Annotated in this window: 5 protein-coding genes; all 5 read left to right on the top strand. The window is 35.9% G+C overall.

Features of this window, described 5'->3' with window-relative positions:
• Positions 1 to 222: IS1 family transposase (locus H6W52_RS07080; RefSeq protein ID WP_185216609.1), on the top strand; the 222-nt coding region annotated here is incomplete at its 5' end.
• A 35-nt stretch (positions 223 to 257) separates the two neighbouring features.
• Positions 258 to 1,160, top strand: coding sequence for a TIGR01777 family oxidoreductase (locus H6W52_RS07075; RefSeq protein ID WP_116099144.1), 903 nt, complete (start codon positions 258 to 260; stop codon positions 1,158 to 1,160).
• Positions 1,161 to 1,395: 235 nt separating this feature from the next.
• Positions 1,396 to 2,838: an alpha-L-fucosidase gene (locus H6W52_RS07070; RefSeq protein ID WP_116099143.1), complete on the top strand. Its 1,443-nt coding sequence runs from the start codon at positions 1,396 to 1,398 to the stop codon at positions 2,836 to 2,838.
• Between the two features lie 293 nt (positions 2,839 to 3,131).
• Positions 3,132 to 5,753 carry a glycoside hydrolase family 3 protein gene (locus H6W52_RS07065; RefSeq protein WP_228457541.1) on the top strand — a complete coding sequence of 874 codons (2,622 nt, stop codon included), beginning with the start codon at positions 3,132 to 3,134 and terminating at the stop codon, positions 5,751 to 5,753.
• Positions 5,754 to 5,846: 93 nt separating this feature from the next.
• The gene (locus H6W52_RS07060) at positions 5,847 to 6,107 is read left to right on the top strand and encodes a hypothetical protein (protein WP_116099141.1); all 261 of its coding nucleotides are present in this window, start codon (positions 5,847 to 5,849) and stop codon (positions 6,105 to 6,107) included.
• Positions 6,108 to 6,282 lie beyond the last annotated feature (175 nt).

The raw sequence follows: 6,282 nt of genomic DNA, 5'->3' as shown, positions 1-6,282 counted from the left end.
AGTGACTATTGGAAAAGTTATTCAGAATTAATTCCTACAGAGAAACATTGCGAATCAAAAGCGGAAACATTCACAGTTGAGAGCTATAATTCCAGAATAAGACATTATTTAGCGAGATTCAAAAGGAAAACAAAATGTTACTCTAAGAAGCAGTTTATGCTGGAAAACTCTTTAAAGTTGCTTTTTCTAAAACTAAATAAACAATTATATATTTTAAAATAACAAATACCAAAAATCAACTAAATCCGAACAACCAAATGAAAATAATCATCGCTGCCGGAACCGGCTTTCTCGGCAAAAACCTTGAAAAATATTTTACCGAAAAAAGAAACGAAGTATATATTTTAACCCGAAACCCAAAACAGAAAAATGAATTGTATTGGGATGCCAAAACTTTGGGCGAATGGAAAAAATTACTCGAAAATTCTGATGTTCTGATCAATCTTGCCGGAAAATCCGTCGATTGCAGATATACGGAAAAGAACCAAAAAGAAATTTACAATTCAAGAATTGAAAGCACAAAAGTTCTTCAGCAGGCAATTGATGAATTTATCCATAAACCCAAAATCTGGCTCAATGCAAGTTCCGCAACCATTTACGTTCATTCAGAAAAACATTTGAACACAGAAGAAAACGGAATCATCGGCGACGATTTTTCCATGAACATCTGTAAAAGCTGGGAAAACGAATTTTTTAAATCAGAAACAGAAAATCTACGAAAAGTTGCGTTACGGACTTCCATCGTTTTAGGAAATAACGGCGGCGCTTTTCCAAAACTGAAAATGCTCACCAAATTCGGATTAGGCGGAAAACAGGGAAGAGGAAACCAAAATGTAAGCTGGATCCATATTGAAGACTTTTGCAGAGCTGTAGAATTCATCATTGAACATGAAAATATCTCAGGAACTATCAATATTACAGCTCCCCATCCTTTATCCAACGAAGAATTCATGAAAAAATTAAGAAAAGAAATGAAAATTCCATTTGGATTGAATGCTCCGGTTTGGCAACTTGAAATTGCATCTATATTTTTAAATACCGAAACCGAATTACTATTAAAAAGCCGGAATGTCTACCCTGAAAAATTAATAAAAAGCGGCTTTGAATTTTCCTATTCAACAGTGGAATCTGCATTTAAAAATTTATTGTTATCAAAATGAAAGTTTTACAGACTGAAATATAAGTGTATTTTTTAACCACATAAGTCACCTGAGATTTTAAACTTCATCAACATGAGTTGCATTACTCTATAAAATCTTTGATTTTCTTCTTATGTGATCTTCTAAATATGTAATTAAACTAAACTTATGTGACTTATGTGTCAAGAAAAACTTTTGTTCCTTTTGTAGTTAAAAATTTACGGTGAAATATTAAATTAGCAAAAACTAAACGTCAATGTTCATCAGACAAAAAACAAAAGCCATCCTTCTTTCATCACTTCTTACGTCATCCGCTTTATTTTCTCAGGCTCACAATGTTTCTGAAGGCTATCAGAAACCTACCGATCCGCTTGTTATGCAAAATCTGGAAAACTGGCAGGATTTAAAATTCGGACTCTTCATGCATTGGGGAACCTACAGCCAATGGGGAATTGTCGAAAGCTGGAGCCTCTGTCCCGAAGACGAATCATGGACACAAAGAAAACCCGAACACGGAAAATCATACTACGAATACGTAAAAAACTATGAAAATCTTCAGACCACTTTCAATCCGGTTCAGTTCAATCCACAGAAATGGGCAGAAGCTGCGAAAAAAGCAGGAATGAAATACGTGGTTTTTACGACAAAACACCACGACGGTTTTGCAATGTTTAATACCCAACAGTCTGATTACAAAATTACTTCTTCCAAAACACCTTTTTCCAAAAATCCGAAAGCAGACGTAACAAAAGAAATTTTCAATACATTCCGAAATAGCGGGTTTAAAATTGGAGCTTACTTTTCAAAACCCGATTGGCATTCCAACGATTACTGGTGGTCGTATTTTCCGCCAAAAGACCGAAATGTGAACTACGATCCCAAAAAATATCCTGAAAAATGGAACAGCTTTAAAAATTTTACGTTTAATCAGCTCAACGAAATCACCTCCAATTACGGTAAAATCGATATCCTTTGGTTAGACGGAGGCTGGGTTCGTCCCTTTAATACCATCGATCCCAATGTTGAATGGCAAAGAACCATTAAAGTTGAACAGGACATCGATATGGATAAAATCGGAACCATGGCGCGCAAAAATCAACCCGGAATCATTGTTGTAGACCGTACCGTTACCGGAAAATGGGAAAACTATGTCACGCCGGAACAGGCGGTTCCTGAAAAACCACTTTCCATTCCATGGGAAAGCTGCATTACGATGGGAGATTCGTTTTCTTATGTTCCCAACGACAATTACAAATCCTCTCAGAAAATCATCGAAACGTTAATTAAAATCATCGCAAGAGGCGGAAATTACCTCATGAATATTGCTCCCGGACCCAATGGAGACTACGATCCCATTGTTTACGAAAGACTGAAAGAAATTTCAAGTTGGATGGATAAAAATCAATCTGCGGTTTTTGCAACAAGAAGTATTGCCCCTTATCATGACGGAAATTTTTACTACACGAAAAGCAAAGACGGAAAAACAGTGAATATTTTTCATCTGGATGAAAAAGTAAATTATCTGGCTCCTTCAACGTTAAATTTTACAATTCCGGAAAATTTTAAACCAAAATCATTAAAAATTTTAGGATTATCTCACAAAATTGACTGGAAACAAACCGGAAATTCAATTGAAATCAATTTACCAAAAGAAAGAAATCAGTTAAAATATTCAACCGTAATCCAGATTACACAGTAGTTAAAATTGTAGACTACAAAACGGCCTAGGAAATCGAAGCGTTAAGAAAATAAATTCTGTGAACGTTAAGAAAATTCTACTGTTTGAGCGCGACACAAATATTGAACTGAAAAACAAACATTAAATTCGCGCGAGTTTTAGAATTTTTAGAGAGCAGATTTTATTTTTAGCGAAGAGTTCCAAGTCTTGATTTTTTTGTTTCTTTTTTCATCAAGGAAAAAAGAAAATATTTAAAACAAAATTATTTTGCGATGTCTTTAAAACTTCGATTTAAAATTATAATAATTTCGTTATTGAGCACAACATTTATTACAGCTCAAAAACCATTATACAAAGACCCCAAACAGCCTGTTGAAGCGAGAGTTCAGGACTTGTTGAAACGCATGACTCCGGAAGAAAAATTTTGGCAGTGCTTCATGATTCCCGGAGATCTGGATAATGTTCCGAAAGGTCAGTATTCCCACGGAATCTTCGGTTTGCAGGTAAGCGCAGGAAATCAGGGAGGCGGAGTTGCAGGACAAATGCTGAAATACAACGCCAATGAAGATGCAGAAAGACTTGCGAAAAAAATCAATGCCATTCAAAAATATTTTGTGGAAGAATCACGACTGGGAATCCCAATTATTCCTTTCGATGAAGCTTTGCACGGACTGATGCGTGAAGGTGCAACAGCTTTTCCACAGGCAATTGGTTTATCGGCAACCTTCAATCCTGAGTTGATGAAAGAAGTTTCTACAGCGATTGCCAAAGAATCTAAACTGAGAGGAATCCGCCAGATTCTGACGCCGGTTGTGAATTTGGCGAGCGATGTTCGATGGGGAAGGACAGAGGAAACTTATGGTGAAGATCCGTTTCTGACTTCCGTGATGGGTGTCAATTTCGTCAGTTCCTTTGAAAATCAGGGAATTATTACCACTCCGAAACACTTTTTAGCCAACGTTGGAGAAGGCGGAAGAGATTCATATCCGATTCACTGGAGTAAAAGGTATTTGGAGGAAACCCATTTGATTCCTTTTCAGAAAGCTTTTCAACAGGGAAAAAGCCGTTCGGTAATGACTTCCTACAATTTACTGGACGGAAGACCTTCAACGGCAAATCATTGGCTGTTAACAGAAAAATTAAAAAAAGACTGGAATTTTAAAGGATTTGTTATCAGCGATGCAAGTGCAGTCGGAGGAGCAAATGTATTACATTTTACGGCAAAAGATTACGATGATGCTTCTGCACAGGCGATCAATGCAGGACTTGATGTGATTTTTCAGACGGAATATCAACATTATAAACTTTTTATTCCTCCGTTTTTGGATGGAAGAATTTCTCAGGAAAGAATTGATGATGCAGTTTCCAGAGTTTTGAAGGCAAAATTTGAACTCGGTTTGTTTGAAAATCCTTACGTCTCTAATAAAGATATAGAAGAATTAAAGAAAATCAATCACAAACCATTGGCGGAAAAAGCTGCGGCAGAATCTTTTGTGTTGCTTCAGAATAATCATCAGACGCTTCCGGTTTCGGAAAAATATAAAAAGATTTTAGTAGTCGGAACAGATGCCGTTGATGCAAGATTGGGCGGTTATTCCGGACCGGGAAATAAAAAAGTCAGTATTTTGGATGGCATTAAAAATTTCACCAAAAATAAAAATATCGAAATCACTTATTCAAAGGGAATCGATTGGAATGTGAAAGATTTTCTGACTGTTCCTGCTGAAGTTTTGTCTTCTGAAAATCAAAAAGGTTTAAAAGGAAGTTACTTTTCAGATTCAGAATTAAAAGGAAAACCTGAATTTGAAAAACAGGATGAACAGATCAATTTCAAATGGACCTTGTATTCTCCCAATCCTGAAAAACTACAGCCCGACAATTACAGCGTTCGGTGGACAGGAAAACTCGAAGCTCCAAAATCGGGAAAATATCAGTTAGGTTTAAGAGGAAATGATGGTTTCCGATTATATTTAAATGATAAATTATTAATAGACAATTGGGAAAAACTCAGTTATTCAACCAAAACCGTTGAGGTAGAATTTAATAAAGGTCAGAAATATGATATTGTGGTTGAATTTCACGAAAACAGGGGAGAAGCGAACATTGAACTGATCTGGAATTATGGCTTACATGACTACCGAAAAGATTTTAATGATGCTTTGAAGCAGGCTCAGAATGCAGATTATATCATTGTTACAGCCGGAATTCATGAAGGAGAATTTCAGGATCGTTCTTCCTTAAGCTTACCCGGAAATCAGGAAAAATTCATCCATGAAGTTTCAAAATTAAATAAACCGACAACGGTTGTTTTAGTGGGTGGTTCTGCCATAAAAACAACAGATTGGAAAGATAAGGTAGGAGCCATTCTGGATGTCTGGTATCCCGGAGAAGAAGGCGGAAATGCTGTGGCGAAAGTGCTTTTCGGAGAAGAAAATCCGTCAGGAAAACTGCCAATAACATTTCCTGTTGAGGAAGGGCAACTGCCTTTAACCTACAATCATCATCCTACAGGAAGAGGAAATGATTATTACGATCTGAGCGGCGAACCGTTGTATCCTTTCGGTTTTGGATTAAACTATACCACTTTTGAAATCTCAGATTTACAATTAAATAAAACAAAATATTCTGAAAATGATACAATTGTCGCAAAAGTGACTGTGAAAAATACAGGTTCGAAAGCAGGAAGCGAAGTCGTTCAGTTGTACGTAAAAGATCTGCTGGCTTCGGTTTCCAGACCGGTTATTGAGTTGAAAGGCTTTCAGAAAATTTATTTAAAACCCGGAGAATCCAAACAGATTTCGATTAAAATTCCGGTGAATGAATTACAGTTTTTAGATGAAAAAATGAACTGGATCGTGGAAAAAGGAACGTACAGAATCTTTGTCGGAAACTCTTCCAAAAATCTGCCTTTAAAACTGAATGTTGAGGTTGAGTAGCCCGGCGTAAAAAAATTATGGTATGAAATGTGTAATATTTAAACCGAACAGGAATGAATTTCATGATAAATTCATTCAAAAAAAGTAAATATTATGAAAAATTTATTTATATCAACCGTTTTGTTAGTAGGATTATCAATGAATGCTTATGGACAGAAACGTCCACCTGCACCTCCACATCCTTCAAAAAATGAGTTGATCAGCAGCAAATCGAGAGAGCTTGACAGAAGATATAAAGCTGAGAAAAAAGCCATTATGAATCATCCGCTTGCAACCAAAAAAATGAAGCAGGATCAGTTAAGAGCTTTAAATGAAAAGTACCAGAGCCAGAAGAGATTACTAAGAAAAATGTAATTTCCCAATACAATAAAAACAGGCTATCCAATAGAGATAGCCTGTTTTTTTTATGTTCTAACCTAAGGAATAAAAATCAAAGATTTTTAAAAACTATTGTGAGCTTTTTCATTTATAATGATCAGTTTTGTTCATCTTTGGTGACTTTTTGCGGTTAAAGAAAGGTATAAACAGG

Source organism: Chryseobacterium sp. C2(2020), assembly GCF_014218915.1.
Lineage (GTDB): Bacteria > Bacteroidota > Bacteroidia > Flavobacteriales > Weeksellaceae > Chryseobacterium > Chryseobacterium mucoviscidosis.
This window is presented reverse-complemented; position numbering and strand designations above follow the sequence as displayed.

Coding starts and splice junctions, on each gene's coding strand:
- H6W52_RS07075 (WP_116099144.1), top strand. CDS start 258: ATGAAAATAATCATCGCTGCCGGAACCGGCTTTCTCGGCAAAAACCTT.
- H6W52_RS07060 (WP_116099141.1), top strand. CDS start 5,847: ATGAAAAATTTATTTATATCAACCGTTTTGTTAGTAGGATTATCAATG.
- H6W52_RS07070 (WP_116099143.1), top strand. CDS start 1,396: ATGTTCATCAGACAAAAAACAAAAGCCATCCTTCTTTCATCACTTCTT.